The 24,198-nt window shown below is 64.8% G+C and carries 21 protein-coding genes; 7 read left to right on the plus strand and 14 right to left on the minus strand.

Annotation, left to right across the window (positions count from 1 at the left end; genetic code table 11):
* The first annotated feature begins 19 nt into the window (after positions 1 to 19).
* Positions 20 to 508 (plus strand): 5-(carboxyamino)imidazole ribonucleotide mutase, encoded by a 489-nt coding sequence (gene purE, locus ABIB99_RS11170; protein ID WP_354120079.1) that lies wholly within the window; start codon positions 20 to 22, stop codon positions 506 to 508.
* A complete protein-coding gene (locus ABIB99_RS11175; RefSeq protein WP_354175821.1) occupies positions 505 to 1,611 on the plus strand; it encodes a 5-(carboxyamino)imidazole ribonucleotide synthase in 1,107 nt (368 codons plus the stop codon). The genes purE and ABIB99_RS11175 overlap by 4 nt, the downstream gene beginning before the upstream one ends.
* Positions 1,612 to 1,647: 36 nt before the next feature.
* On the opposite strand, the gene aqpZ is transcribed toward ABIB99_RS11175, so the two are convergent.
* Positions 1,648 to 2,370, minus strand: a complete 723-nt coding sequence (gene aqpZ, locus ABIB99_RS11180) for an aquaporin Z (protein WP_063981124.1) — start codon at positions 2,368 to 2,370, stop codon at positions 1,648 to 1,650.
* Between the two features lie 264 nt (positions 2,371 to 2,634).
* Here aqpZ and rpsU point away from each other — a divergent pair, with 264 nt between their 5' ends.
* Both rpsU and ABIB99_RS11190 read left to right on the plus strand, forming a co-directional pair.
* Positions 2,635 to 2,937, plus strand: coding sequence for a 30S ribosomal protein S21 (gene rpsU, locus ABIB99_RS11185; RefSeq protein ID WP_071909764.1), 303 nt, complete (start codon positions 2,635 to 2,637; stop codon positions 2,935 to 2,937).
* 144 nt (positions 2,938 to 3,081) lie between these two features.
* Entirely contained in the window at positions 3,082 to 3,735 is a 654-nt protein-coding gene (locus tag ABIB99_RS11190; RefSeq protein WP_354175824.1) for a tetratricopeptide repeat protein, read from the plus strand.
* 86 nt (positions 3,736 to 3,821) lie between these two features.
* Here ABIB99_RS11190 and ABIB99_RS11195 read toward each other — a convergent pair whose 3' ends face one another.
* The 10 genes from ABIB99_RS11195 to ABIB99_RS11240 form a co-directional block, all read right to left on the minus strand.
* Positions 3,822 to 4,766, minus strand: a complete 945-nt coding sequence (locus ABIB99_RS11195; protein ID WP_354175825.1) for a hypothetical protein — start codon at positions 4,764 to 4,766, stop codon at positions 3,822 to 3,824.
* A gap of 93 nt (positions 4,767 to 4,859) precedes the next feature.
* Entirely contained in the window at positions 4,860 to 5,144 is a 285-nt protein-coding gene (locus ABIB99_RS11200; protein WP_014492439.1) for a cupin domain-containing protein, read from the minus strand.
* 13 nt (positions 5,145 to 5,157) lie between these two features.
* The gene (locus ABIB99_RS11205) at positions 5,158 to 6,255 is read right to left on the minus strand and encodes a calcium:cation antiporter (protein ID WP_354175826.1); all 1,098 of its coding nucleotides are present in this window, start codon (positions 6,253 to 6,255) and stop codon (positions 5,158 to 5,160) included.
* 60 nt (positions 6,256 to 6,315) lie between these two features.
* Positions 6,316 to 7,116 (minus strand): alpha/beta hydrolase, encoded by an 801-nt coding sequence (locus tag ABIB99_RS11210; protein WP_135216416.1) that lies wholly within the window; start codon positions 7,114 to 7,116, stop codon positions 6,316 to 6,318.
* A gap of 212 nt (positions 7,117 to 7,328) precedes the next feature.
* Positions 7,329 to 8,726, minus strand: coding sequence for an NAD(P)(+) transhydrogenase (Re/Si-specific) subunit beta (locus ABIB99_RS11215; protein WP_063981117.1), 1,398 nt, complete (start codon positions 8,724 to 8,726; stop codon positions 7,329 to 7,331).
* Between the two features lie 39 nt (positions 8,727 to 8,765).
* Entirely contained in the window at positions 8,766 to 9,083 is a 318-nt protein-coding gene (locus ABIB99_RS11220) for a proton-translocating transhydrogenase family protein (RefSeq protein WP_063981116.1), read from the minus strand.
* Positions 9,084 to 9,093: 10 nt separating this feature from the next.
* Positions 9,094 to 10,221 carry a Re/Si-specific NAD(P)(+) transhydrogenase subunit alpha gene (locus tag ABIB99_RS11225; protein ID WP_063981115.1) on the minus strand — a complete coding sequence of 376 codons (1,128 nt, stop codon included), beginning with the start codon at positions 10,219 to 10,221 and terminating at the stop codon, positions 9,094 to 9,096.
* Positions 10,222 to 10,357: 136 nt separating this feature from the next.
* Positions 10,358 to 10,510: an aa3-type cytochrome c oxidase subunit IV gene (locus ABIB99_RS11230; RefSeq protein ID WP_008136857.1), complete on the minus strand. Its 153-nt coding sequence runs from the start codon at positions 10,508 to 10,510 to the stop codon at positions 10,358 to 10,360.
* A 140-nt stretch (positions 10,511 to 10,650) separates the two neighbouring features.
* A complete protein-coding gene (locus ABIB99_RS11235; RefSeq protein WP_063981114.1) occupies positions 10,651 to 13,638 on the minus strand; it encodes a patatin-like phospholipase domain-containing protein in 2,988 nt (995 codons plus the stop codon).
* 225 nt (positions 13,639 to 13,863) lie between these two features.
* On the minus strand, positions 13,864 to 15,771 hold the full coding sequence (locus ABIB99_RS11240; RefSeq protein WP_354175828.1) for a M3 family oligoendopeptidase: 1,908 nt from the start codon (positions 15,769 to 15,771) through the stop codon (positions 13,864 to 13,866).
* Between the two features lie 127 nt (positions 15,772 to 15,898).
* Here ABIB99_RS11240 and ABIB99_RS11245 point away from each other — a divergent pair, with 127 nt between their 5' ends.
* The 3 genes from ABIB99_RS11245 to ABIB99_RS11255 all read left to right on the plus strand — a co-directional run bounded on the left by ABIB99_RS11245 (position 15,899) and on the right by ABIB99_RS11255 (position 21,847).
* Positions 15,899 to 17,395 carry a sigma-54-dependent transcriptional regulator gene (locus tag ABIB99_RS11245; RefSeq protein WP_354175829.1) on the plus strand — a complete coding sequence of 499 codons (1,497 nt, stop codon included), beginning with the start codon at positions 15,899 to 15,901 and terminating at the stop codon, positions 17,393 to 17,395.
* Positions 17,396 to 17,761: 366 nt separating this feature from the next.
* Positions 17,762 to 19,954, plus strand: a complete 2,193-nt coding sequence (locus ABIB99_RS11250; RefSeq protein WP_063981111.1) for a L,D-transpeptidase family protein — start codon at positions 17,762 to 17,764, stop codon at positions 19,952 to 19,954.
* 285 nt (positions 19,955 to 20,239) lie between these two features.
* Positions 20,240 to 21,847, plus strand: coding sequence for a peptidoglycan L,D-endopeptidase MepK (locus ABIB99_RS11255; RefSeq protein WP_283017559.1), 1,608 nt, complete (start codon positions 20,240 to 20,242; stop codon positions 21,845 to 21,847).
* Positions 21,848 to 22,792: 945 nt separating this feature from the next.
* On the opposite strand, the gene ABIB99_RS11260 is transcribed toward ABIB99_RS11255, so the two are convergent.
* The 3 genes from ABIB99_RS11260 to ABIB99_RS11270 all read right to left on the minus strand — a co-directional run bounded on the left by ABIB99_RS11260 (position 22,793) and on the right by ABIB99_RS11270 (position 24,143).
* Positions 22,793 to 23,218 carry a hypothetical protein gene (locus ABIB99_RS11260; RefSeq protein ID WP_063981109.1) on the minus strand — a complete coding sequence of 142 codons (426 nt, stop codon included), beginning with the start codon at positions 23,216 to 23,218 and terminating at the stop codon, positions 22,793 to 22,795.
* A gap of 152 nt (positions 23,219 to 23,370) precedes the next feature.
* Positions 23,371 to 23,643 (minus strand): DUF2312 domain-containing protein, encoded by a 273-nt coding sequence (locus ABIB99_RS11265; protein ID WP_014492426.1) that lies wholly within the window; start codon positions 23,641 to 23,643, stop codon positions 23,371 to 23,373.
* Between the two features lie 197 nt (positions 23,644 to 23,840).
* Positions 23,841 to 24,143 carry a DUF1244 domain-containing protein gene (locus ABIB99_RS11270; RefSeq protein WP_063981108.1) on the minus strand — a complete coding sequence of 101 codons (303 nt, stop codon included), beginning with the start codon at positions 24,141 to 24,143 and terminating at the stop codon, positions 23,841 to 23,843.
* Between the last annotated feature and the right edge of the window lie 55 nt (positions 24,144 to 24,198).

Raw genomic sequence — 24,198 nt, forward strand, 5'->3', positions numbered from 1 at the left:
TCCGAGCACAATTGACGTCATGACCGCGCCGATCGCCATCATCATGGGAAGCCAGTCGGACTGGGAGACGATGCGGCATGCCGCCGACACGCTCGCAGCGCTCGGCGTTGCCGCCGATACCCGCATCGTTTCGGCACACCGCACCCCCGACCGGCTGTTTGCATTCGCCAAGGGCGCCAAGGCGGCGGGCTACAAGGTCATCATCGCCGGCGCGGGCGGCGCTGCGCATCTGCCCGGCATGGCGGCGGCGCTGACGGAACTGCCCGTGTTCGGCGTTCCCGTCGAATCCAGGACGCTCAAGGGCATCGATTCGCTCTATTCGATCGTGCAGATGCCCGCGGGCATCCCGGTCGGCACCCTCGCCATCGGCAAGGCCGGCGCGATCAACGCGGCGCTGCTTGCGGCTTCAGTGCTCGCATTGTCCGACCCGGCCCTGGCCGACCGTCTCGCCGCCTGGCGTAAGGCACAGACCGAGGCGGTTGCGGAGCGCCCGGAGGACAAGGCGTGACTGACGCAAAGCAGGTGAAGCTGAAGCCCGGCGACACCATCGGAATCCTCGGCGGCGGACAATTGGGGCGGATGCTGGCCATGGCTGCGGCGCGGCTCGGCCTGCGCTGCCAGGTATTCTCGCCCGATCCGGACTCGCCCGCCTTCGACGTCGTGCTGAACGCGACCTGCGCCGAATATGCCGACGTCGAAGCGCTCGAGCTGTTCGCCAACGATGTCGACGTCATCACCTACGAATTCGAGAACGTGCCGTCTGCCGCCGCGATGGTGCTGGACGCGCGCCGCCCGGTGCTGCCCAACCGCAAGATCCTCGAGACCACCCAGGACCGGCTCGCCGAGAAGGATTTCGTGACGCGGCTCGGCATCGGCACCGCAGCCTATGCCGACGTCACCTCGGTCTCCTCGCTGCGCGAGGCGATCGTCCGGATCGGCCTCCCTGCGGTGCTGAAAACCCGCCGCTTCGGCTATGACGGCAAGGGCCAGGCCATCATCCGCGAGGGCGACGACATCGCCAAGGTCTGGACCAGCCTCGCCACCAAATCGGCGATCCTCGAAGCCTTCATCCCGTACGAGCGCGAGATCTCCGTGATCGCCGCGCGCTCGGCGACCGGCCAGGTCGAGTGCTTCGACGTCACCGAGAACGAGCACCGCGACCACATTCTGAAGATATCCCGCGCGCCCGCACAGATTCCGGATGCGCTCGCGGAAGAAGCGCGCAGCATCGCCGGCAAGATCGCCGGCGCGCTCGATTATGTCGGCGTGCTCGCGGTCGAGATGTTCGTGCTCGCCAACGGCACCGGGCCGAAGGTGCTGGTCAACGAGATCGCCCCGCGCGTGCACAATTCCGGACACTGGACGCTCGACGGCGCCTCGGTCTCGCAGTTCGAGCAGCACATCCGCGCCATTGCCGGCTGGCCGCTCGGCAAGGCCGTGCGCCACGGCGAAGTCGTCACCATGACCAATCTGATCGGCGACGAGATCAACGATTTTGAGAAGTGGCTGAGCGTGCCGGGCGCGACCGTGCATATCTACGGCAAGGGCGCACCGCGCCCCGGCCGCAAGATGGGCCACGTCACCGAAGTCAGGCCGACGAAGGGCAAGTAGCAGGACCGCGGCGCATGCCGCGATCCCGCCTTTCGATCAGGCCGTCTTCACGCCCGCGACGACGCCTGAGGGTTCCTCGCTGAGCCAGCGATAGAGCACCCCGCCCAGCGCGCCGCCGATCAGCGGTGCGACCCAGAACAGCCAGAGCTGCGACAGCGCCCAGCCGCCGACGAACAGCGCGGGCCCGGTGCTGCGCGCCGGGTTCACCGACGTGTTGGTGACGGGGATGCTGACGAGATGGATCATCACCAGCGCGAGCCCGATTGCGAGCGGAGCGAAGCCCGCGGGCGCGCGGCCATGGGTGGCGCCCATGATGACGAACAGGAACATCATGGTCATCACCACCTCGGTGACGAAGCAGGCGATCAGGCTGTACTGGCCGGGCGAATGCGCGTCGTAGCCGTTCGATGCGAAACCCTTGCTGACGTCGAATCCGGGAGCACCGCTGGCGATTATGTAAAGCAGCTGGGCGGCGACGATCGCGCCGCAGACCTGCGCGATCACGTAAGGCAGGATCTGTCCTGCCGGGAAACGTCCTCCGGCGGCAAGCCCGACGGTGACGGCCGGGTTGAGGTGGCAGCCCGAGATGTGCCCGATCGCATAGGCCATGGTGACGACGCTTAAGCCGAACGCAAGGGACACGCCGACCAGGCCGATTCCGACCTGCGGAAAGCCGGCGGCGATCACCGCGCTGCCGCAGCCTGCGAATGTGAGCCAGAATGTGCCGATCGCCTCGGCAGCGTATTTCTTCATATCCATGTGACGTCTCCCCTAATTCCAGGAATTTCCGGAGCAAAGCTCCGGGAACTGCCCCACCCTTGGCGCCGAATCACCCAAATCGGGGCCGTACGGAGGTATTTTCGCCTTATTTAATGGCTGAACTTGGCCCGAAAACCTGCTTGGCAGGTGGACATCGCGGGTTTTGTCTGATACATCCGCGCCCTCAAGGTTAAGGGCTTGTGCGTTTCGCCATCCCCTTTGACTTACCAGAATTCAAATCCGATCCACTGAAGAGGATGCCGCGTGCAGGTTCTCGTTCGCGATAACAATGTCGATCAAGCCCTCAAGGCGCTGAAGAAGAAGATGCAGCGCGAGGGAATTTTCCGCGAGATGAAGCTCCGCGGTCACTACGAGAAGCCCTCCGAGAAGAAGGCCCGTGAAAAGGCTGAGGCCGTGCGCCGCGCGCGCAAGCTGGCCCGCAAGAAGCTGCAGCGCGAAGGCCTGCTGCCGATGAAGCCGAAGCCGGTGTTCGGCGCCGGTCCCGGCGGTGATCGTGGCGGCCGCAGCGGCCCGGGTGCAGGTGCAGGTCCGCGCGGACCGCGCTGATTCCGCCTGACTTGCAAGACTTCAGTTTTCCAAGACTTCAGTTTTCGATGACGCGGGCCCTTGGCCCGCGTTATTGTTTTGTGAGCGGTGCCTTCTCTGGGACGGGGGCACTACCGATGCGGCACCAGCGCGAGCGAACCGTAGATGGCCTCCCCTTTCCCCGCACGCCGCTTGGCGCGGCTACGCCAGATCTGGCGACAGCCGTTCGCGCTCGGCTTGATGGGGATCGTGCTGTGCGGCTGCTCCTTCGATCTCGGCTCCATGATGCCTGAGAAGGAGAAGCCGCAGGAGGCGCCCAAGGCGGCTGCGACGGTCGCCGACAGCGCGGTCAGCGCCGGCAATGTCAGCGAGGCCCAGGCTCACACCGCAAAAGGCCAGACCCTGGCAAAGGCGGGGGAGACGGCTGGCGCGCTGGACGAGTTCAACCGGGCCGTCGCACTCGATCCCTACAACGCACAGGCACTTTATGGTCGCGCCCTGATCTATCAGGGCAACAACGAGCATAATTTCGCCATCGCCGATTTCAGCGCCGCCAACGGGCTCAATCCGCAAAAGGTCGAGCCGTTGCTCGGCCGCGCCATCAGCTATCTCGCCATCGGCAAGGTCAAGGAAGCGGCGGCCGATCTCGATGAGGCCTCAGAGGTCGATCCGCACAACGCGCAGGTATGGACCGCGCGGGGACAGGCCTATGAGCGGCTGGGTGACAAGGCCAAGGCGGCCACGTCCTACAACAAGGCGGTCGCGCTACGTCCACGCGACGATACCGCCCGCAGCGGCCTCGCCCGCGTCGGCGGCTGACAGCGCGCCTAGAGATTCTTGTTTCGACGCGTTTTCTTCGCGCGAAGCGGTGTCCACTTCGCGCGAAAACGCTCTCAGCCACCGTCTTAATCGGGGGTGGCGCTCTTCGGCAGGACGGAGTGGAACATCGACTTCATGCCCGACAGCATCTCGTCGGCGACATTGGTCTTCTTCGGCCGCGGCATGGTCGCGCCGGCATCGGCACGCAGGTCAAGTGGCGGCGCGATCACCGGCACCGGAATGTCGGCCGGCGGCGTCATCCGGTTCGGATCGTCGTTGCCGATCGAGGCGGTGTAGGGCGGATTGACCAGCGACGCGCTGCCATTGCCATAGGCTTCGGACGAAGGCGTCGACACCGTGATCGGCGGCGGCAGCGGACGGAGCGCGGACGGCTCCGCAGGAATGACACGCGGGGCTTCCGGGGTGCGGGAGGCTTCCCGAACCGCAGGCTCCGGCGACCTCTCGGCCGACTTGGTTTCAGCCGGCCGGGTTTCCGAAGACTTGGTTTCAGAAGATCTGGCCTCGGCGGCCTTGCCCTCAGGCGACTTGCGCAGGCGCTCGATGGCGGCGCGCGCGAGATCGTTGGCGTCGGGGGTCGCAGCCGGGGACGCCGGTGCCGAATTGGCCTCGACCACCGGGGTGGTGGCGGGAGCCGCGACAGCCGGAGCGGACTTGGCGGCCGCCTTCTCACGCGCCGGGTTGCGGCCGCGCGGGCTGGTCTCGGCGGGAGCAACGTCCGCGGCCTTGGTCTCGGCCGGGTGTTCGCCGGATTTGTCGGCGGGCTTCTCGGCCGCCGCCTTGTCGGTCACGCTCTTCTCGGGGACGCCTTTGGCCTTGACGCCGGGCGCCGGGAGGTTGGCCACATCGGAGGGCTTGCCGCTCTTGTCGGCATCGGCAGGCGCCACCACGGCCGCGGGGGCATCGGCCGCCGGCTTGGCGTTGATATAGTGGTTAACGATGTACGCCCCGATGATCGTCGCGAGCACCGAGGGGAGAATATCCATCGAGATTTTAGCGAGGTATTTCAGCATTTCTCGGCCACTCCCCGCGCGATCAGATGCGGGAACTTTGGGGCATTGTAAGGGATCAACTGCGACGGATCGATGGCAAAGGGTTCGCTCGCCTTACGGCTTCAGCTCGATCTCAAGGAACACGATCTCGGTTGAGGTTTCGTTAAGTACGTCGTGTTGGACGCCGGCCTTGCGAAAGTAAGATTTTCCGGCCGCGAGCTGCGCCTTGGAACGCTCGCCGCCGGGCGCCACGATGGTCATCTCGCCGGCGACGACGGGAACAATCACATAGTCCATGCCGTGGGTGTGGTGCCCGGTCGCGCTGCCCGGGGCGAGCCGCCACTCGGTCACCCGGACCTGCTCATTGTCGACCTGAACCTCGGATTTGGCGGCAAGCATCGGGAATTTCCTTCTACGGCACGAAAACCATGAACACGTAGACGGCAAATACCACCATATGGACCAGCCCGAACAGGACATTGGTCCTGCCGGTGCCGAAAGTCAGCATGCTCAACAAGAATGTCAGGAACAGCAGGGCCGTGTTCTGGGGATTGAGGCCCAGCACGAGCGGCTGGTCGAGCAGGTAGGTGGCGACCCCGACCGCCGGAATGGTCAGGCCGATGGTTGCGAGCGAGGACCCGAGCGCCAGGTTGATGCTCTTCTGGAGGTCGTTCTTGCGCGCCGCCGCAATCGCCGAGACGCCCTCCGGCATCAGGATCAGGAGGGCGACGAGGAGGCCCGCGAACGCTGGCGGAGCGCCGATCTGAACCGCAACCGCGTCCACCACCAGCGAGAACTTCTTGGCGAGGAGGACAACCGCCAGCAGCGAGATCAGCAGCAACACGATGCTCAGCACCAGCATCCTGCCGGACAAATGCGCCTCCCCGCCCTCGCCGTCCGCCCTCTCGTGGACGAAGTAGTCCTTGTGCAGGACGATCTGGGTGTAGAGGAACACGCCGTAGAGCACGATCGTTGCGAGATCGACGAAGCCGAGCTGGAGCGTCGAATAGATCGGGCCCGGCGTCGTCAGCGTGTAGTTGGGCATGATCAGGGTGATGGTTGCCATCGCAATCAGCACGCTGAGATAGACGTTGGCGCCCGAGACCTGAAAGCCCTGCTCGCGATAGCGCATGCCGCCGATGAAGACGCAGAGGCCGACGAGGCCGTTGCAGACGATCATCACGACGGCGAACACGGTATCGCGGGCGAGCTCCGGAGCCGGCTTGTCGCCCAGCATGATCGTGGTGATCAGTGCGACCTCGATGATGGTCACCGCCAGTGTCAGCAGCAGCGTGCCGTAGGGCTCGCCGATGCGCTCCGCGATCACCTCGGAATGATGAACGGCCGCGAACACGGTGCCGAACAGGATCACCAGGAGCACGATCGCGAACAGGGCTCCGCCCGCCGTTAGCGTAAAGCTGTAGCCGGTCGCGGTCACGATCAGGAACAGCAGCACCGCCAGAGCGGGGAAGATCCAGGACGACCGCGGCATCGGTCCGTGTGCGCTCATGCGGGCGATTCCTTCAAATGGGAGACCGATTATGCGCGAGAAGATCGCATCCGTCAGCCCTCAGGACCCATTGATGAAGTTTCGTGCGATCTCGATGGCGCCAAAGCTGCCGAGATCGTCGTGCCCGCCGCCGGGAATGCGCACGAACTGCTTCGGCTCGCGGGCCAGCGCAAACAATTTCTCGCCGAATGCGATCGGGATGGTCTGGTCCTGCGCGCCATGCATGATCAGGAGCGGAGCCGTGACGCGTGCGATGCGCTCATCCGAGTGGAAGGGGTCGCGGATCAGGAGGCGAACCGGAGCGAACCAGAAATGCGCGGCGGCGACGTCGGCGATCGACGAATAGGGCGCCTCGAGGATCAGCTTCCCGACCGGATGTTCGGAGGCGACGGCGACCGCAACGCCGGTCCCGAGCGAGAAGCCCCAGGCGACGAGGCGCCGGGCGTCATAGCGCGCCACCGCGAACGCGTACGCGGCCGCGCCATCGCGCAGCAGGCCATCTTCGCCCGGTGCGCCGCTGGAGCCCGAATAGCCGCGATAGGACAGCGCGACGAGACCGGTGCCGTCAGCCGTGATCGCCTTGAAGTGGCCGGCAAGGCCGGCCAGAGAATCGCCGTTGCCGTGGAAGAACAGCACCACGGCACGGCCAGGCTTTGGCGGCACGTGCCAGACGATGACCTTCTCGCCGTCAGACGTCGTCAGGACATGCTCTTCGGCGTCTGGAAGTCCCGCGGCGGCAGGCGCCGTGCGCTCGGCCGTCGGAATCGGAAACAGCATGGCGCGCTGTTTGGCAAACAACAGGACGAGACCGGCGAGGTAGCCGGCCGCGAGGATGGTGGCGGTCCATTTCAGGAATGTCATCGCGGCCCGCCATTCCGGAGTTCAGGATTTGCGGCGGCTCGTGAGCAGTTTGAGAACGTCCGGCCGGATGCTCAAGGGAATCTCGCGGCAGCCGCACGCCGCCGCATGGGCAACGTGCCACGCGACACGCTGCTCGCGCGTCGCCTTCGGTGGCATGCGATGGGACCGGTGCCACTCCTTGTTCAGGGCCACGGTCCGCTCGCCTTCCCGCCCTACATCGCCTTGACGATGTTCTCGGTGACCTTCTTGGCGTCGCCGAGCAGCATCATGGTGTTGTCGCGATAGAACAGCGGATTGTCGATACCGGCATAGCCCGAGGCGAGCGAGCGCTTGATGAACATGACGGTGCCGGCCTTCCAGACCTGGAGGACGGGCATGCCGTAGATCGGCGAGGTCTTGTCCTCTTCGGCCGCCGGGTTGGTGACGTCGTTGGCGCCAATCACGAAGGCGATGTCGGCCTGCGCGAATTCGGAGTTGATGTCCTCGAGCTCGAACACCTCGTCGTAGGGGACGTTGGCCTCGGCGAGCAGCACGTTCATGTGGCCGGGCATGCGGCCCGCGACCGGATGAATGGCGTACTTCACCTCGACGCCTTCCTTCTTCAGGATGTCGCCCATTTCGCGCAGCGCGTGCTGGGCCTGCGCCACCGCCATGCCGTAGCCGGGCACGATGATGACCTTCTGCGCATTCTTCATGATGAAGGCGGCGTCGTCGGCCGAGCCGAGCTTGGCGGGCTTCTGCTCGCCGCCGCCAGCGCCGGCCGCGGCGGTCTCGCCGCCAAAGCCACCGAGGATGACCGAGATGAAGGACCGGTTCATCGCGTGGCACATGATGTAGGACAGGATCGCACCCGACGAGCCGACCAGCGCGCCGGTGATGATCAGCGCGGAATTGCCCAGCGTGAAGCCGATGCCGGCCGCAGCCCAGCCGGAATAGGAGTTCAGCATCGAGATCACGACCGGCATGTCGGCGCCGCCGATCGGGATGATCATGAGCACGCCGAGCGCCAGCGCGATGATGACGATCAGCCAGAAGTCGAGCGCGCTGCCCGACATCACCAACCCGACGATGAAGACGACGAGCGCGATCGCGAGCGCGATGTTGATGACGTGGCGGAACGGCAGGATGATCGGCGCGCCGCTCATGCGCGCGGACAGCTTCAGGAACGCGATCACCGAGCCGGTGAAGGTCAGCGCGCCGATGGCGACGCCGAGCGACATCTCGACCAGGCTCTGCGGATGGATGTTGCCGGGCGTGCCGATGTCGAAGGCTTCCGGCGCGTAGAACGCGCCGGCGGCAACCAGCACCGCGGCCATGCCGACCAGCGAGTGGAAGGCGGCGACCAGTTCCGGCATCGAGGTCATCGGCACGCGGCGGGCGATCACCGCGCCGATGCCGCCGCCGATCGCGATACCGACGATGACGAGCACCCAGGCGAGGCCGTCTGCCGGCGGATGGTTGGCGAGCGTGGTGGCGACCGCGATCGCCATGCCGATCATGCCGAACAGATTGCCCTGGCGCGACGAAGCCGGGCTCGACAGCCCGCGCAGCGACAGGATGAACAGCACTCCCGCCACGAGATACAAAAATGCAGAGAGGTTGGCGCTCATCTCAGGTCCCCATTGATCCCTTCAGCCCGAGGTGGCCGCTTACTTCGACTTCTTCTTGTACATCGCCAGCATCCGCTGGGTGACAAGGAAGCCGCCGAAGATGTTGATGCAGGCGAAGATCAGAGCGACGAAGCCGAAGGCGCGTGCCCAGCCCGAGCCGCTCGAGACATTGGCGACGCCGCCGGCGAGGAGCGCGCCGACCACGATCACCGAGGAGATTGCGTTGGTCACGCTCATCAGCGGCGTGTGCAGCGCCGGCGTCACCGACCACACCACGAAATAACCGACGAAGACGGCAAGGACGAAAATCGACAGCCGGAAGACGAAGGGGTCGACGACCTGTGCAACATGCTCCATGGCGGCTCTCCTAAGCTTTCGGCTGGAAGTTCGGGTGAATCACGGCGCCGTCCTTGGTGAGCGCCGTCGCCTTCACGAGTTCGTCGTCCCAATTGACGGCAAGAGCCTTGCTGCCCTTGTCGACCAGGGTCTCGATGAAATTGAACAGGTTGCGCGCGTAGAGGCTGGAGGCGGACGCCGCGACGCGGCCGGCAACGTTGGTGTAGCCGACGATCTTGATGCCATCGACATCGGCGACCTCGCCCGGCCTCGCGCCTTCGACATTGCCGCCGCGCTCGACGGCGAGATCGACCAGCACCGAACCCGGCTTCATCGACTTGACCATGTCGGCCGAAACGAGCTTCGGCGCCGGCCGGCCCGGAATCAGCGCCGTCGTGATCACGATGTCCTGCTTCTTGATGTGTTCGGCGGTGAGCGCGGCCTGCTTGGCCTGGTATTCCTTGGACATTTCCTTGGCGTAGCCGCCGGCGGTCTGCGCGTTCTTGAACTCCTCGTCCTCGACGGCGAGGAATTTTGCGCCGAGCGATTCCACCTGCTCTTTCGTCGCGGGCCGCACGTCGGTCGCGGTGACGATGGCGCCGAGACGGCGCGCGGTCGCGATCGCCTGGAGGCCGGCAACGCCGACGCCCATCACGAACACCTTTGCGGCGGGCACGGTGCCGGCGGCAGTCATCATCATCGGGAAGGCGCGGCCGAAGGCCTCGGCCCCCTCGATCACGGCGCGGTAGCCGGCAAGGTTCGCCTGAGACGACAGCACGTCCATCACCTGCGCACGGGTGATGCGCGGCATCAGTTCCATCGCGAAGGCGGAGACGCCGGAATCGGCGATCGTCTTCAGCGCGGCCTCGTTGCCGTAGGGGTCCATGATGGCGATGACGAGCGCACCGCGCTTGTACTGCGCGAGCTCGGAGGCTTCGGGACGCTTCACCTTGATGATGATGTCGGCGTCCTTCAGCGCATCGGCGCTGACGGTGGCGCCCACGGCGGTGAATTCGGAATCCGGCAGGCCCGATTTGAGGCCGGCGCCCGGCTCGACGGCGATCTCGGCGCCCAACGCCTTGAACTTCTTCACCGTATCAGGCGAAGCGGCGACACGCGGCTCCGACGGATCGATTTCCTTGGCAACGGCGATCTTCATAGGCCCTCCGGCGACGCGGGACAGCGCGCGCAAACTTAAGCGTTACTCCCGCAGCGTTCGATACCGGTTTTGGGACCGGCTTGGATGCAAATTTTGTAGGCGGCAGCTGCTGCTGACGTGTGCAGCTGCCGATAGGTCAGGTCAGGAAGATCGCCATCAGGATCACGATGAGCGCGACCGAGGCCGTGCCGTACTTCACCAGCTTGATGAAGCCCTCATAGGTCTGCTCGTGGGCAACGTAGTCGTTGCCGTCGGCGGTGGTGTACGCCACTTCGCTATGGTCAGCCATGTATTGTCCCCAGTCGAAAGTCGAATTCTTGGGCTGGGATACCGCAAACCTTCGGGCAGGGCAACGGCACCGATGGCCGGTTTTCGGGCAAATCAGGTGATTTGGAATTCCGATTGCCGGGAATCCGGCTGTCGCGCTGCTCAGCCCTGATCGATCATCGTGGCGGTGACGCTCGCGGTTTGCCGCCGAGGTACCGGAAGACCGAGCGCCTCGCGGACCGCGTCGATCGCCGGCTCGCCCGCTTCAGTGAATCGGGCCATATGCGGATCGACGCCGGACCCGACCGCGACCGGATTGTCACCGGACAGGAAACCGTGCGCCATGTGGAAGCCCAGCGCGCGGTAGACCTCGAACTGCTCCTCCGAGAAGAACTGGTCACCCGTGGTCTCGTGCGGGAAGCGGTCGTTTCGCCGCGCGTAGTCCCGGATGTAGTCGTTCTCGTCGCCATTGAGCGACGATTTGACGTAAACGAGATAACCCTGCTCGTCGCCTCCGTAGTCGATGGTGCCGATCGCGACGTGGACGTGGTCTCGCGCAATGTCGTCGCGCTCGTCGGCCGCGCCGGGATCACCCGCCTTGTCGGCATTGCGCGCCATCAGCGCACGCGTGCGCTCGCGAATCGGCGTCCATGGCAGGTCGATGCGGACGCCGAGATCGATGCGGGCGTAACGCTGTAACGTCATCAGGGAACCGAAATTCATCGGCGCATCGGCTTCCGCATCGACCGCGATGATCACCTTGCAGCGGCGGCGCAACAGCTCGTAGACGCCGAGATTCTCGATATGACCGCCGTCCGTCAGATAGACGCTGTCGCTGTTCTCGTACAGGCGCCCCGAGATCTCCGACCAGAAATAGATCGGCGTGGAGCGGCGCTGCGGCCGGACACGCTCATCGACGTAACGCGGGTTCTTCAGCCAATAGCCGAGCCGGACGTTGAGGAGCGCAAGCGTGGGCGTCAGCGCCTTGATCGAGCTCGAACCCATGTTCGAGGAGGCCGCGGCTCCGGAAATCGCCATTGCGGTGGCGAGATCGAGACTTTGCTCGTCGTCCTGCACCAGATCGGTGGGCGCATAGCCCGTCGCCTCGCTGCCGACGTTCAGGGCGGAGAACACGAAGAAGTCCGCGTTGCGTCCGCGCCGGTTGGCAAAGTCGGAGCCCTGAATATTCAGCGCCGTATTGATGAGCTGATAGGGCGCGTGCAGCTTCGGCGCAGCCGGCTGCCCTGGAATCCGGGCCGTCGCGGCCGGAGCGGCGTAGAGATCCGTCAGCTTCATGCGATCGAGCGCCTTGAAATCGCGCCCCTGGTCGAGACTGGCTTCGGCGGGCGCGACGCGCCCGTCGGCCGAACGCGTCGGATCGAACAGGAAGGCCTTGCTCAGGCGATCGCGATAGAGCCGGTGCAACGAGTTCGCATTCGGCGTCAGGCAGAACGAGATGGCGAACAGCAGGGCGCCGGCGAACGTGTAGAGGATCACCATGTGCAGGCTGTAGGAGTAGGCGAGCTCCGAAGCATTGCCCTGGAACAGGCTGGGAAAACGAACCTGAACCACCTGCCCCGCTTTCTGAGCCAGGAACAGGAGCCAGGCGGGCGTGTGCCAGATCGGCGTCAACTGCTCGGCATCTGCCACGACCTGCGGTGCGGCTTTCGGCGTGATTTCCGCCGACAAGGTCCCCTTGCTGACATCGAACTGAATCCTGCCTGCGAGGCTTCCGGACGGCGCGTTCGATTTGGCATTGACCAGGCACTCTCGCTGGGAGGTTGCGCCCATAACGGACGGGCACCTCTCGAACAGATCGTTGGCGATGCCCCAATAGGATAGATAGAGGTATGCGACCCAGATGACGAGCGGAAGCGCAAGGCCCGCGATCCATAGCGCGACCTTGGCCACGACCGCGAGCACAAGCGAACCCCATTGCGAGGATGCGCTGTTGCCCTTCAGCAATTCCACGAATTGCTGCCTGAACGCGGTGACGAAGACACCGATTGGCGCAGCCACTGCCGCGAGCGACTTGATCCAGGTGATCGCAACCGCAGCAGCCGGTCCACCGATTGCGCTGCTCTCGGCGACATCGAACATCTGCTCCAGCATGAAGGGTTGAAACTCGAAGAAGGCGATCACCGCCAGCAGCACCAGGAAGGTCGCGCCCATGCTCGGCCAGTGCGAACGGAACTCCTGCCGCTTGCCGGGGCTCGCGAGCGACTGCTTGAGCGCCCATCCGAAAAACAGGACGCCCCCGATGATTGCGATCGACAGGCTCAACGCAAAATGCTGGACCTTGAGAAACCGGGCGAAGTCGCACGCGACGCCCAGCAACAATGCGATCCCGCCAATATAGGCGAACACGACGCTGGGACCGCTGCCGCGGACGGAGCGGGAGGTGAAATAGGCGAGCCCGCTGCAAGCGAACATCACGAGCGCGACGACCAGGCCGAATGTGCTGAAACCGTAACGATCGATGTCGCTGAAATCATGCAGCTCGCACAACGACCTGTTGTTGAGACTGATGCCGAAGATGTTCGCATCCGTCAGGCAGCTCCGCAGCGGCGTTGACCAGATGGTGATGGCGGCAAGCAGCAGCACGATGGGCAACGTCAACCCGATATTGGCGACCAGTCCCCGCACGACGATCGCAACTCCGGTCAGGAGATCGCGGGCACCGGCGGGGATCAGATAGTTGGAATAGTTGCGCAGGTGTCCGACCGACGGCGTATCGCTGATCTCGGCGGACGTGACGGTTCCGCCGGCGGGTCTCTCGCCGAACACAAAGCGCCGTGCGGTCGTCATGGTGGCGCTGAGCGAGGTGCCGATATAGCCGCCGCCCGACACCGTGGAGAGATAGTCGATCCGGCCGATCAGGTTGTGGTGGTTCAGTGCCTGGAGCACGCCGAGGCAAACGGCCGACGAGCGAATGCCACCGCCGGACAACGCAAGTCCGACGACGTCGAGCAACTGGCAGGGTTGCAGGCCGTCGGCGTCGAGGCGCCGTTCCGGCTCGCGGCGGGTGTTGATCGCCTCGATCTCATCGCAAACGATCTGATGGTGCTTCTCGCACCAGGGCGTTTCCTGATCGACGGCGGCAGCATTTCTCGCCATCGGAACCGGCGTGGCGGGCCCTTGATGGAGCATGGGTGCCTCCCCAGGGAGAAACCGATCAATCCACAATCAATAGTAGAAAATCATTTCCGAGTATCTGTTGAGTTAGTCTTGCGGGCCGCGCGAACGTTCAATCGCACGTAGCAAATCGCCGGCCTCCGCCGCGAAGGTCGCCCACGCCCACGGATGGAACTGGGGGCCGCAAAAAAACCTGCGGCACCCGCATTCCGTGCGCCCGGAAGGAACTCGCGCTTCGCCTCAGCCCATCGCCTCGAGCTCGTCGATCATCCCGGCGATGACCGAGAGACCGCCGTCCCAGAATTTGGGATCCTTGGCATCGAGCCCGAACGGCCGCAGCAGCTCGGAATAATGCTTGGTGCCGCCGGCGGCGAGCATGTCGAGGTAGCGCTCGGCAAAGCCCTCGGCCGCATTCTCGTAGACGGCGTAGAGCGAGTTCACGAGACAATCACCGAAGGCATAGGCGTAGACGTAGAACGGCGAGTGGATGAAGTGCGGGATGTACATCCAGTAGTTCTCGTAGCCCGCCTTGATCTCGATCGCCGGCCCGAGGCTCTCGCCCTGCACCGACAGCCAGATCTCACCGAGCCGCGTCGCGGTGAGCTCGCCGTTCTTGCGCTCGGTGTGGACCGCGCGCTCGAACGAATAGAACGCGATCTGCCGCACCACCGTGTTGATCATGTCCTCGACCTTGCCGGCGAGCAGCGCCTGGCGCTGCCGGGCGCTCTTGGTCTGCGCCAGCAACCGCCGGAAGGTCAGCATCTCGCCGAACACGCTCGCGGTCTCGGCCAGCGTCAGCGGCGTCGGCGCCATCAGCGCGCCGTTCTTCGCGGCCAGCACCTGGTGCACGCCATGGCCGAGCTCATGCGCGAGCGTCATCACGTCGCGCGGCTTGCCCTGGTAGTTCATCAGCACGTAAGGATGCGCCGACGGCGTGGTCGGATGTGAGAACGCGCCCGGCGCCTTGCCGGGGCGAACCGGCGCGTCGATCCAGCGATCGGTGAAGAAGCGCTCGGCGATCTCGGCCATTTTGGGCGAGAAGCCGCGATAGGCCGTCAGCACCATGTTGCGCGCATCGGGCCAGCCGATGACGTCGGTCGCGGCGAACGGCAGCGGCGCGTTGCGGTCCCAATAAGCCAGCCGCTTCTTGCCGAACCACTTCGCCTTCAACGCATAATAGCGATGCGACAGCTTTGGATAGGCCGCGCGCACCGAGGCGACCAGCGCGTCCACCACCTCGCGCTCGACGCGATTGCTCAGATGCCGAGAATCCGCGACGTCCTTGAACCCACGCCAATTGTCGGAGATGTCCTTGTCCTTGGCGAGCGTGTTGGTGATCAGCGCAAAGGTGCGCTCATTGGCCTTGAAGGTCTTTGTCAACGCTTCGGCCGCAGCCTTGCGCTTTGTGCCGTCACGGTCCTGCAGGAAATTGAGCGTCGGCTCGATCGCGAGCTCTTTGGCGCCGACCTTGAAGCGCAGGCCGGAGATGGTCTGGTCGAACAGCCGGTTGAAGGCGGAATAGCCGGTCTGCGACTTCTCGAGGAAGAGCTGCTCGAGCTTGTCGTCGAGCTGGTACGGCTTCTCCTTGCGCAGATCCTCGATCCAAGGACGGTAATACGCGAGCTCGGCGGCCTGCATCGCGCGGTTCAAAATATCGTCATCGACGCGGTTGAGCTCGAGCGCGAAGAACAAGAGATGCGTGGACGCCGCCGTTAGCCGCTCGGAGACATCGCCGTAAAACTTTGAAATCGTGGGATCAACGCTGTCGCCGGCATGGACGAGACCGGCATAGGAGCCGAGACGGCCGGCGAGATCGTCGATCGCCTCATAGCGTCGCACCGCCTCGGCGAGCCATTTTCCGCCATCTTCGTTTGCTGTCCCTGTAGCGAGCTTGCCCTTGTAGTCGGTCTCGAACGCGACGCAATCGGCGTCCATCCTTTCGAGATCGCGCTCCACTTCCGGCGCATCGATCCCGGAATAGAGGTCGGCGAGGTTCCACTCCGGAAGCCTGCCGGTCTTGCCCGCAGGCTTTGCGGGCAAAGATTTGGAGGACTTTGCCTTGGCGGCGGATTTCCTGGTGCTTGGCTTGCGGAGAGCGGGCTTGCTGGAGGCAGATTTCTTGAGAGCAGATTTGGAGCGCGAATTCATTGTGTGGGAAACCTGTGTTCAACAAGCGCGACGGCGGGCGGGGGCATCAAGGTTTAAGAGTGCGTTAATCGGCTTCGGCCAGAGTGACCCGATTCGAGACAGATAGTAGTAGCGTGCGGGGAACACCATGGCTGCCTGTATTTTGATCGCCGACGACGACGCAGTAGCCCGCCGGCTGGTCGAGAACATGGTGCAGAAATGCGGCTATGAGACGGTCGTCGTGGACTCCGGCGACGCCGCGATCGCCGCCCTCACCGCCCCCGATGCACCGACGATCGACGCCGTCATCCTCGATCTCGTGATGCCCGGCCTCGACGGCATGGGCGTGCTGGCGAAAATCCGCGAGGCCGGCCTCGGCGTCCCCGTCATCGTGCAGACCGCCCATGGCGGCATCGACAACGTGATCTCGGCGATGCGCGCGGGCGCGGCCGATTTCGTCGTCAAGCCGGTTGGCTTGGAGCGGCTCCAGGTCTCTCTGCGCAACGCACTCAATGCCTCCGCGCTCAAGGGCGAGTTGCAGCGTATCCGTCACAGCCGCGAGGGCCGGCTGACTTTCTCCGACATCATCACCCGCGCCGAGGCGATGGCGGCCGTGATGCGTGCCGCGCAGAAGGCCGCGGGCTCGTCGATCCCAGTGCTGATCGAGGGCGAGTCCGGCGTCGGCAAGGAGATGTTCGCACGCGCCATCCATGGCAGCGGCGAGCGCAAGGCTAAGCCGTTCGTCGCGGTCAATTGCGGTGCGATCCCCGACAATTTGGTCGAGTCGATCCTGTTCGGTCACGAGAAGGGCGCCTTCACCGGCGCCACCGAACGGCACACCGGCAAGTTCGTCGAGGCTCATGGCGGCACGCTGTTCCTGGACGAGGTCAGCGAGCTGCCGCTCACCGCGCAGGTCAAGCTGCTGCGCGCACTTCAGGAAGGCGCGGTCGAAGCGGTCGGCGGACGCAAGCCGTTGAAGGTCGACGTCCGGATCATCTCCGCGACCAACCGCAGGCTGCTGGAGCGGGTGAAGCAGGGCCATTTCCGCGAAGATCTGTTCTATCGCCTCCACGTGCTGCCGCTGACGATCCCCTCGCTGCGGGCGCGGCGTGAGGACATCCCGTATCTGCTCCGGCATTTCCTGGCGCGCTTTGCCGCCGAGGAGAATCGCCTCATCACCGGCATCAGCGGCGAGGCCGTCGCGCACCTCGCCCAGCTCGACTGGCCCGGCAACATCCGCCAGCTCGAAAACGCGGTCTACCGCGCGGTGGTGATGAGCGAGGGCGACCAGCTCGACCTTGCCGACTTCCCCCTGCTCACCTCGCAGCCGCATCTCGAGACCGACATCCCGACCGCGCCGCTGATGCTCGAGCCGATCGCGGCGCCCTCGGTGGTGTCGGGTGGTGAAATACCGATCGCGCCGCTGCCGCTGGCGGGCACCCTTTCCATGCTGACCCCCACCGGCGACGTCCGCCCGCTGGAGGACATGGAGAGCGAGATCATCCGTTTCGCGATCTCGCATTATCGGGGGCAGATGTCCGAGGTCGCCCGCCGCCTCAAAATCGGCCGGTCCACGCTCTACCGCAAGCTCGACGAAGCCGGGGTTCCCGGACATGGCGGCAAAAGCGGTGAGGAGACGCCCTGAGCCTCATGCGAACGGAGGTTCGCCTGGCGTTGCGATGACGCCGCAAGCCCTTCGCATTACGGCAAAATCCGGCTGCGACGTGAACCGTGACTTGGAAGTGACAGACACATGGAAAAGCGTCTGCCAAAGCCGCACAATCCGTTGCAAACGGGCTTTCTTGAAGTCAGTTTGTCGTGAGTTGTCCCGGGTAGCGCTGGCCGCCCAAACGGGGCCTGTATATCGTCTGCGTAGGATTCGTTCGTCCGCGTATGAATCGTTGCGTGCAGGCGTGCAACTTTCGAGCGGCCGGCGCAGTTTAGCCCGAAGCTCATTAGGCGATAATGAAGCTGTTCCACGAGGGACAGTTCACCCGAGGGGTGCGACACAATGCGTGACTGTTTGAACCACCGTGCGGGCTTTGACCGCGTCTTGATGACGGTCGCGGCGACCTTCCTCACGGTATCGGCCAGCTCGGCCCTGGCGCAGGATCAGGCGCGCAGCAGCGCCGCCGAACTCGCGATCGAAGCCGCGATCCCGCGCCCCGAGCCCGCCAACGTCCCGCCCCCGACCGCATCCGACATCAAGCTCGACACCACCGCGACGGTTCAGGATTCCGCAAAGGAGCCGGCCAAGGAACCGGTGAAGGCCGAAGCCGCACCGGCTCCCGACAAGGTCGAGACCAAACCTTCCGACGTCGCCACCACGCCTGCAGCTGAGGCGCCGAAGAACGAAACCGCCAAGACCGAGCCTGCCAAATCCGAACCGGCAAAGGCCGACACCGCGACGGCAACGCCGGCCGCGCCTGCGGCCCCCGCTGCGGCTCCGGCCGCCGAGCCGGTGAAGGCCGCGAGCAACGTTCCCGCCGCCGACCAGCCGGTCGCCGACAAGCTCAAGGACATCATCGGCGCCAAGACCTCGCGCCATTTCGACCGCAAGAACGAGCGCGCCGCGATCGAGAAGTTTTACGGTGCACGCGACTTCGCGCCGGTCTGGACCCAGGCCGGCAGCCTGACCGCCGCGGCCAAGGGCGTGATCGCGCGGCTGAAGGATGCGGCCTCCGATGGTCTCAATCCCGCCGACTATCCGGTGCCGGATTTCGCCGCCGCCACGACGCCCGATGCGCTCGCCGATGCCGAGCTGAAGCTCACCGCCAGCATGTTCGACTATGCGCGCCAGGCCCAGAGCGGCCGCATGCACTGGTCGCAGGTCAGCGGCGACATCCTCTATCCCGAGCATCCGGTCGATTCGAGCGAGGTGCTCGCCAAGGTCACGACCGCAGCCGACGCCTCCGCAGCGCTCGACAGCTACAACCCGCCGCAGAAGCTCTACAAGGAGCTGAAGGCCAAGCTCGCCGAGCTGCGCGGCCAGGGCAGCGGCCCGGTGATCGAGATCGGCGACGGTCCGGCGCTGAAATACACCCCGGCCGGCAAGAAGCAGGCTGAAATCGTCGTCGAAGATCCGCGCGTGCCGCAGCTCCGCGCCAAGCTCGGCCTCCCCGAGAACGCCGGCGACACCCGCTATGACGCCACCGTCGCCGAAGCCGTGCGCAAATTCCAGAATAGCGCCGAGATGAAGGTAACAGGCATCCTCGACGACAAGACCGTCAAGGCGATCAACACGCCGAAGCGCGACAAGCAGATCGACGTTGTGCTGGTGAACATGGAGCGCTGGCGCTGGCTGCCGCGCGACCTCGGCGTCCCCTCGCTGGGCGATGCCTATGTCATCCTCAATATTCCTGACTACACACTGAAGGTGATGCAGCGTGGCCAGCAGGTCTGGACCACTCGCGTCGTCACCGGCAAGCCGGGCACGCATGCGACCCCGCTGCTCACCGAGACGATGAAGTACATCACGGTCAATCCGACCTGGAACGTGCCGCCGTCGATCGTCTACAACGAATACCTGCCGGCGCTTCAGCAGGACCCGACCGTGCTCCAGCGCATGGGCCTCAAGCTCGAGCAGAACCGCGACGGCTCCGTGCACATCTCGCAGCCGCCCGGTGAAGCCAACGCGCTCGGCCGCATCCGCTTCAACTTCCCGAACAAGTTCCTGGTCTATCAGCACGACACGCCGGACAAGAACCTGTTCGCCAGGGACGATCGCGCCTTCAGCCATGGCTGCATGCGCGTGCAGAACCCGGATCAGTACGCCTCCGTTCTGCTCAACATCGCCATGCCGAACGAGAAGTACACGCCGGAGCGCGTGCGCAGCATGTACGGCAAGAGCGAGATCGACCTGAAATTCCCGACGCCGATCCCGGTCAACATCACCTACCAGACCGCGTTCGTGGACGATGGCGGCAAGCTGCAAATCCGCAAGGACGTCTATGGCCGTGATGCGACCATGATCAACATCCTGAAGAACGGCCGCGGCAAGGACCTCGAGAACGTCGTTGCTCACTCCCAGCCGAGCTATTCACGCCCGGCGACGACGCTGCCCTCGGGCGTGGCGATTGCCAACAATGGCGGCGGCTTCGGCTCGTCGGGTCCGAACTTCTTCGAGCGGCTGTTCGGGGCGCCGACCCCGCCGCCGGCTCCGGTCGGCCGCCGGCCGCAGCAGCAGCGGGTGTTTACCCGCTGAGGCCTCCCCGATCGGTCTTTGTCGGAAATTCTCTAGTAAGATCAGCGACCTCATCCCCCTGGATGGGGTCGCTTAACGTTAACCATTCTCCACCCGAACTCCGGCAGCGGGCGTTTTTTTGCCACACTGAACCGCTTAGGTTCGTATTCTGACTTGGTTTGGGGTCGAGAAGGTCAACCTCGAATTAACCTTCTCGCTTTAAGAAAGCGTTCATCCTCTTTCGCGCGCTAACGGGGTTGCCGGGAGAGTCCATTTTGAACGCTCGTCGACTGGGTGGGCTCATTCGTGCTGACAGGTTTCGCACGCAAATTCGCAGTGCTGTCGTTGTCCCATGCGGGAGTGAAGGCCGGATCCCGGATCGGCCTCGCTTCCGCACTGCTGCTTGCTGCCGCGGGCTCGGTCCATGACGCCGCCGCGCTGAACGAGACCAAGACGCTCTCGTTCCACCACACCCATTCCGGCGAAGACCTCACCGTCACCTTCAAGCGCGATGGCCGCTTCGACGAGGCCGCGCTGAAGCAGCTCAACCACTTCCTGCGCGACTGGCGGACCCAGGACGAGACGGTCATGGACCGTCGCCTGTTCGACATCCTCTGGGAAGTCTATCGCGACGTCGACGGCAAGCAGCCGATCCAAATCATTTCCTCCTACCGCTCCCCCGCCACCAACGCGATGCTCCGCCGCCGCTCCTCCGGCGTGGCGCGCTTCAGCCAGCACATGCTGGGGCATGCGATGGACTTCCACATTCCGGGCGTGCCGCTGGAGCAGATCCGCTTCGCCGGCCTGCGCCTGCAGCGCGGCGGCGTCGGCTTCTATCCGACCTCCGGCTCGCCCTTCGTCCATCTGGATACCGGCAGCATCCGGCACTGGCCGCGCATGACGCATGACCAGCTCGCCCGCGTGTTCCCGGATGGCCGCACGGTCCACGTTCCGACCGACGGCACGCCGCTGAAGGGCTATGAGCTGGCCAAGGCCGACATCGAGCGCCGCGGCACCGGCGACGATTCCGGCAGCAAGCCGAGTTTCTTTGCCGCTCTGTTCAAGAGCAAGTCGGCTCCCGCCGCCACGAGCAGCGACGAGGATGACGAGGGCGCGCCCGCCCCGGCCGCGAAGTCTGTTGCGCCGACCGTGGTTGCCGCCGCGGCCAAGCCGGCCGATCCGGTGCCGACACCGCGCGCCAAGCCGCAGATCGCCGCTGCGATCCAGCTCGCTTCGGCCGATGCGCAGCTCGTTGCACCGCCCAAGCCGAAGCCCGCGCCCGTGGCTGACAAGCCTGCGGCCGGCAAGCCGGAGACCCCGGCCGACATCATCAATGCCCGCGGCTTCTGGGATGCCCCTGCGACCCCGCAGCAGGCGACGCCAGCTCAAGTGGCGGCGTTGAAGGCCCGCCAGGCGCTCGCCGCCGCCACCGAGCCGCAAGCAACCGCGTCCGTCTCCAGCGCGGCCTATCAGGCGCTGGCCTATGCGCCGGCGTCCGCCTCCCCGGTCGACCGCGCCAACGTCGTCGCCGCCTCCGCGCTGGTCCCGCGCACAGGCCGCCCCGTTGCCACGACGCGCGGCCTTGCGCCCGCGACCGAGATCAACACGGTGGTCGGCAAGAGCATCGACGGCAGGATCGCAACCGCGACCCGCCTCTCCGCCGCCAGGGGCGAAAGCATCTGGCTCAAGATCGTGATGCTGTCGCCGAGCGCCAGCCGCGCGATGTCGGTGACGTTGATGGGCGAGCTGGATACCGTTGCCCTGCGCGGCTATTTCGTCAAACCGCAGGCCGTGATCGCGATGGGCTTTGCCGACGATCCGATGCAGGGCCTGTCCTGCGATAGCTTTACGGGCAGTGCGACCGCGAAGCTCGAGACGACGTCGTTCGTCATGCGCACCGCGGCGCTGCGCTGAGATCTTTCCCCTCACGCCGTTCGGTAGTCCCGCAAGCCGGGATGAAGCGCAGCGCAATCCTGGGGCACGACAGCGCCACACGCTCAAGTGTCGTCCCGGCCTGGTGCGCATCCGCACTAAGGGAGATTCCCCCACTTCCAACGGGTAATCCACCCGGTATCGCTACGCATTCCAAACGCGCATTGTGGCAATGCGCCCAGAACGGACGCGATGACAAAGTCCGAGGACGCGATTGCGTTTGCCTTGGTGTTCCGCGTTTCCGCAGCGGCGCCGCATCTCAAGGGAAGTCGCCACAGCGAAGTAGGAGCATGCGATGTCAGTTCCATGCAAGTCTGAGCTCAGCCTTCTGAACCACGACGAGCGCGAAGTCATATTGAGTACGCACCATCCCGTGGTCGGAGAGATGGAGCGCGATGGACTTGAGAGCCTTCGCGCCCGACTTCGGGATCTGCGCGACAGGGAGCGTACATTGTCGCGGCATCGACGCCGCGAAACAAAGGGAACAGCCGACCCGCGCGGCAAGAGTTTCTCCGGCACGGCAGAGCATGCAAACCGGCGCCAATCGGTTTTCGCTGCCGCCATCAAGCGCGTCAAGAACGAGCTGAGGCGCATCCGGAAGTTTGAAGCACGACGGGAGCTCGGGGAAGCGGCGCGACGGGCGTTAGCACTCCGTCGGGCGCGTCAGTTTTCTCGCCCGCAGACGACCCCAACTTCGCATGACGGCATGCGGTCCATCCCAAGCCGTCGCCGGCTCAAGAAACTCCCACCGGAAAAAATCGGAAGAGTCTCGCAGGCCAACAAGCGGGCGCAGGCCCGACGAGACGCCAAACGCGGACGCGGCAATTGAGACCGACACCGACAATCTTGCGGATCGAGGCTGCGTGCCGGACCGGCGCAATGGCGTCCTCGCCACTTCCAAGACTACAGTGTCGAAGCCTGCAGCTTCTATCTCGCTTTCCTGACCCGCCGATCCAGATGATATGTCAACGCCAGCGAGAGGCAGACGGTGAGCTCCTGCTTCGGCAGCGCGCCGGATAGGGGCAACAGCAAAGCCCTGGTCTGCCGATATTCGAACTCATCGGGAAAGCGCTCGCGAAAGGTATCGATCAACGTCGTCTTGCAGTTGAACAGGATGGCGGCGCGCTCGGAGTCCTTCAGGCGGCCGAGCCGGATCGTGCTGCCGCTGCCGGTCTCATCGGTCAGGTAAGCCGGCTCGCCCCATTTCAGCGTTTCGGTGAGCTTGCCGACATCGTGATGTGCCGCAGCGGTCGCGAAGATCAGCTCACGTACCTGGAGCAACCGCTTGCCGATCGGCGCCGGAAGAGCGCCGAAGGCACGGCTCACCTCGCGCGGCAGCGGCGGCGCAGTCACAGCGGTCTCCGTTCACAAACGAAGTGCAACACGCCACGCTTGTAGCCCGGATGGAGCGAAAGCGTAATCCGGGGAATGCTTCCATACTGCGAGAACCCGGATTTCGCTGCGCTCCATCCGGGCTACGGCAGCAGTGCTAGAGGCGCATCGCCTCAGAGCATTCCCAGCGCCTGCATGTAGGTCTCGAGGATGGTCTCGGCCTCGGCGCGCTCGTTCGGGTCCTGCTTGCGCATGCGCACGATGGTGCGCAGCGCCTTGACGTCGTAGCCATTGCCCTTGCTCTCGGCATAGACGTCGCGGATGTCGTCGGAGATCGCCTTCTTCTCTTCCTCCAGCCGCTCGATGCGCTCGATGATGGATTTGAGCTGGTCCTTGGCAAATTTCGTCGCGGGCTCGTCGTCGCGGACGGCGGCGGAGGTGGCCATCTTGGTACTCCCAATGGAACTGGCAAAACGAGGTGACGCCGGCATCCTCACCGCGCGTGCTGGTTGACCCTTAGGGTTCGCGGCTCTCGCGTTCAAGCAAGCATCGCGCTCGTCCACAGCGCGCCCACACCTTCCTGCGGCGAGGCCAAGAAAGAGTTGTGTGGTGCGACTCACCGCCGGACTGCCGGCGAGGCCGTTCAGTGCCCGGGGTGAACCTTCTTCATCGCCTCGAGCTGCTCGGGCGCGGCCGTGCCCTGGTATTTCGACTTCCAGGTCTCGTAGGGCATGCCGTAGACGGCCTCGCGGCTCTCGTCCTTGCTTAAGCTCACGCCCTGCGCGTCGGCAGCGTCCTTGAGCCAGTTCGACAGGCAGTTGCGGCAGAAGCCGGCCAGATTCATCAGATCGATGTTCTGGACGTCGGTCCGCGTCTTCAGATGATCGACCAGGCGCCGGAAAGCGGCCGCCTCGAGCTCCGTTCTGGTTTTGTCGTCGATTGCCATGGCTGGATCCCTTCGGCCTGAATTGGTTCTGCCCCCGATGGGGGTCACCCTTACG

Origin of the sequence: Bradyrhizobium sp. LA6.1, assembly GCF_040547805.1 — a bacterium.
In the GTDB taxonomy this organism is placed as follows: Bacteria; Pseudomonadota; Alphaproteobacteria; order Rhizobiales; family Xanthobacteraceae; genus Bradyrhizobium; species Bradyrhizobium barranii.

Excerpts from the sequence above, each read along its gene's own strand:
- ABIB99_RS11265 (WP_014492426.1), bottom strand. The coding sequence starts at position 23,643 with ATGGCCACCTCCGCCGCCGTCCGCGACGACGAGCCCGCGACGAAATTT.
- ABIB99_RS11235 (WP_063981114.1), bottom strand. The coding sequence starts at position 13,638 with ATGCTCCATCAAGGGCCCGCCACGCCGGTTCCGATGGCGAGAAATGCT.
- ABIB99_RS11250 (WP_063981111.1), top strand. The coding sequence starts at position 17,762 with ATGCGTGACTGTTTGAACCACCGTGCGGGCTTTGACCGCGTCTTGATG.
- ABIB99_RS11220 (WP_063981116.1), bottom strand. The coding sequence starts at position 9,083 with ATGGAGCATGTTGCACAGGTCGTCGACCCCTTCGTCTTCCGGCTGTCG.
- ABIB99_RS11200 (WP_014492439.1), bottom strand. The coding sequence starts at position 5,144 with ATGCTTGCCGCCAAATCCGAGGTTCAGGTCGACAATGAGCAGGTCCGG.
- ABIB99_RS11215 (WP_063981117.1), bottom strand. The coding sequence starts at position 8,726 with ATGAGCGCCAACCTCTCTGCATTTTTGTATCTCGTGGCGGGAGTGCTG.
- ABIB99_RS11225 (WP_063981115.1), bottom strand. The coding sequence starts at position 10,221 with ATGAAGATCGCCGTTGCCAAGGAAATCGATCCGTCGGAGCCGCGTGTC.
- aqpZ (WP_063981124.1), bottom strand. The coding sequence starts at position 2,370 with ATGGATATGAAGAAATACGCTGCCGAGGCGATCGGCACATTCTGGCTC.
- ABIB99_RS11240 (WP_354175828.1), bottom strand. The coding sequence starts at position 15,771 with ATGAATTCGCGCTCCAAATCTGCTCTCAAGAAATCTGCCTCCAGCAAG.
- ABIB99_RS11190 (WP_354175824.1), top strand. The coding sequence starts at position 3,082 with ATGGCCTCCCCTTTCCCCGCACGCCGCTTGGCGCGGCTACGCCAGATC.
- ABIB99_RS11210 (WP_135216416.1), bottom strand. The coding sequence starts at position 7,116 with ATGACATTCCTGAAATGGACCGCCACCATCCTCGCGGCCGGCTACCTC.
- purE (WP_354120079.1), top strand. The coding sequence starts at position 20 with ATGACCGCGCCGATCGCCATCATCATGGGAAGCCAGTCGGACTGGGAG.
- ABIB99_RS11270 (WP_063981108.1), bottom strand. The coding sequence starts at position 24,143 with ATGGCAATCGACGACAAAACCAGAACGGAGCTCGAGGCGGCCGCTTTC.
- ABIB99_RS11205 (WP_354175826.1), bottom strand. The coding sequence starts at position 6,255 with ATGAGCGCACACGGACCGATGCCGCGGTCGTCCTGGATCTTCCCCGCT.
- ABIB99_RS11195 (WP_354175825.1), bottom strand. The coding sequence starts at position 4,766 with ATGCTGAAATACCTCGCTAAAATCTCGATGGATATTCTCCCCTCGGTG.
- ABIB99_RS11245 (WP_354175829.1), top strand. The coding sequence starts at position 15,899 with ATGGCTGCCTGTATTTTGATCGCCGACGACGACGCAGTAGCCCGCCGG.
- ABIB99_RS11230 (WP_008136857.1), bottom strand. The coding sequence starts at position 10,510 with ATGGCTGACCATAGCGAAGTGGCGTACACCACCGCCGACGGCAACGAC.